We start from the raw sequence: 2210 nt of genomic DNA, 5'->3' as shown, positions 1-2210 counted from the left end.
CACGCCCGCGCCCGCTGCGGCCCCGGCGGCGGTCACGGCCTCCGCGCCGGGCGGCAACGCGGCGATCCTCGGGATCGACTACGCCACCTGGCAGCGCGACGTGGCCGCCGTCATCGACGCCGCCCGCCCGGCCGTCGAGCAGCGGATCGCGGCCTCCCCGGCCGGCGAGAAGCCCGCGATCGTCCTGGACATCGACAACTCCTCCCTGGAGACGGACTTCCACTGGTTCTGGACGTTCCCGACCCCGGCGATCGAGAAGGTCCGCGCGCTGACCCAGTACGCGAACCAGCGCGGGGTCGCGATCTTCTTCGTCACCGCCCGTCCGGGGATCGTGTACTCCCTGACCGAGCGGAACCTCAAGGCGGTCGGCTACCCGGTGACCGGGCTGTACGTCCGCGACCTACCGGCCCTGTTCAGCGAGGTCAGCGCGTACAAGACGGCCAAGCGCGCCGAGATCGAGGCCCGCGGCTACACGATCATCGCCAACATCGGGAACAACGAGAGCGACCTGGTCGGCGGCCACGCCGAACGCACCGTCAAGCTCCCGGACTACGGCGGCAAGCTCTCCTGACGCCGGTCCTGGTCCGCGGTCCCGTGTCCGCGGTCCCGGTCCGCGAGCGCCGGTCCGGTCCGCGGCGCCGTCGAATTCGGTGCGCCGCGGGCGGTTCGAAGACCCGGTATGGCGGGTAGTCATATCCCATCGCAAGAGTGCCGGGCCCGGCCCCTCGCCAGGGGGCCGGGCCCGGCGCCCGTCGTGCGGGGTGCTAGTCGTTCTTCGGGGCGGGGCAGGTCTGCCAGGCCAGGTGATAGAGCGTGCTGACGCCGGCGTCGGTGGAGTCCATGGCCATGAAGCTGGTGGCCGTCTGCGGGTTCGAGGTGCCGGCGTTCACCCGCAGCTCGGTGTTGATGTTGAAGTTGCGCTTCTCTCCGCACGGGGACCAGACGAGGTCCGCGTACTCCGTCTTGTCGCTGGTCTGCCAGTTGTCGTTGAGCGGGCCGGTGAACGAGTGCGTGCGCTGGGCGGTCTGCGGCATCCCCTGGAAGTAGTAGCTCGCCCTCTCCTGGCCGGAGGCCCCGGGCTGGAGGAACGCGAACCCCCGGTAGTCCGCCTGGACGATCGCGTAGGTGAACCCGGACGGCACGTGCACGCGCAGGTTGAGCTGGCAGTTCTTGCGGAAGGCCGTCGGCGGGGCGCCGGGGCCGATCTGGGCGAGGTAGTCGCTGTAGGTGACGGTGAAGGCCGTATTGTCGGGGGCCACGGCCACCTGGGCGGTGCCCTCGCGGCAGCCGGAGCCGTTGACGGTCGCGAGCTCGATCACGATCTTGTCGGGTGGGACGGTGATCTGCGCCCGGCCGCCGGAGACCGGGGCGGCGGCCCCGGCGGGGGCGGAGGCCGCGACGAGCGCGGCGGCCGCGGCGGCGGTGAGCAGGGTGCGGGACAGGGAATGAGACATCGTGGTCACTCCTGACTCCTGACTGCTGGGTTCCTGCGGACGTCCCGCGTCAGGACGCGGGACACTCCCGCCACTCGAAGTGGTAGACGGTGCTGACGCTTCCGTCGGTCGAGTCCATGCTCATGAAGCTGAGGTTCTGCGAGCCGGACGTGCCGGCGTAGACGCGGAGTTCGGTGTTGACGTTGAGGTTGCGCTCCTCGCCGCAGGGGGCCCAGACGAGGTCCGCGTAGTCGGTCTGGTCGCTCGCCTGCCAGTTGTCGGTGAGGGGGCCGTTGAACTGGTGGGTGCTGCGGGTGGTCTGGGCGTTGCCCTGGAAGTAGTAGTTCGCGCGCTGCTGGCCGTAGGCGCCGCGCTGGAGGTGGGCGAAGCCGCGGTAGTCGGCGCGGGCGATGGCGTACGTGAACCCCTGGGGGACGCGGATCCGCAGGGCCAGCTGGCAGTTCTTGCGGAAGTCCGTCCCGCCGGAGCCGGCGCCGGTCTGGGCGAGGTAGTTGCTGTAGGTGACGGTGAAGGCCGTGTTATCGGAGGCGGCGGCTACTTCGGCGGTGCCCTGGGGGCAGCCGGAGCCGTTGACCCCGGCGACGTCGACGGTGACGCGGCCGGGCGGGGGGAGGGAGGGGGCGGCCGCGGAGGCCTGCGCCTGGGCGGGGGTGGCGAGGGCCGTCAGGGCCGCGACGGCGGCGCCGAGCGCGATTCTGCGGAGGGGCATGAGGGGTCTCCGTTCGTGCGGAGGGGAGCCCGTTTGGGCATGCACAT

Annotated in this window: 3 protein-coding genes; 1 reads left to right on the top strand and 2 read right to left on the bottom strand. The window is 71.4% G+C overall.

The genetic code is table 11. The annotated features are described in order from the left end of the window. Positions 1–571, top strand: a 571-nt coding sequence (locus tag VR44_RS30030) for an HAD family acid phosphatase (protein ID WP_045950769.1), incomplete at its 5' end; no start/stop codon positions are given. Between the two features lie 193 nt (positions 572–764). Here the strand turns inward: VR44_RS30030 and VR44_RS30025 are convergent. Both VR44_RS30025 and VR44_RS30020 read right to left on the bottom strand, forming a co-directional pair. Next, a complete protein-coding gene (locus VR44_RS30025) occupies positions 765–1442 on the bottom strand; it encodes a DUF4360 domain-containing protein (protein ID WP_045950770.1) in 678 nt (225 codons plus the stop codon). 61 nt (positions 1443–1503) lie between these two features. After that, positions 1504–2163, bottom strand: coding sequence for a DUF4360 domain-containing protein (locus VR44_RS30020; RefSeq protein ID WP_045950768.1), 660 nt, complete (start codon positions 2161–2163; stop codon positions 1504–1506). Positions 2164–2210 lie beyond the last annotated feature (47 nt).

This window comes from Streptomyces katrae, from assembly GCF_000966975.1.
Taxonomy (GTDB): Bacteria; Actinomycetota; Actinomycetes; order Streptomycetales; family Streptomycetaceae; genus Streptomyces; species Streptomyces katrae.
Note: the sequence above shows the minus strand (reverse complement) of the source record. Positions and strands in the feature narration are given on the sequence as shown.

Excerpts from the sequence above, each read along its gene's own strand:
- VR44_RS30020 (WP_045950768.1), bottom strand. The coding sequence starts at position 2,163 with ATGCCCCTCCGCAGAATCGCGCTCGGCGCCGCCGTCGCGGCCCTGACG.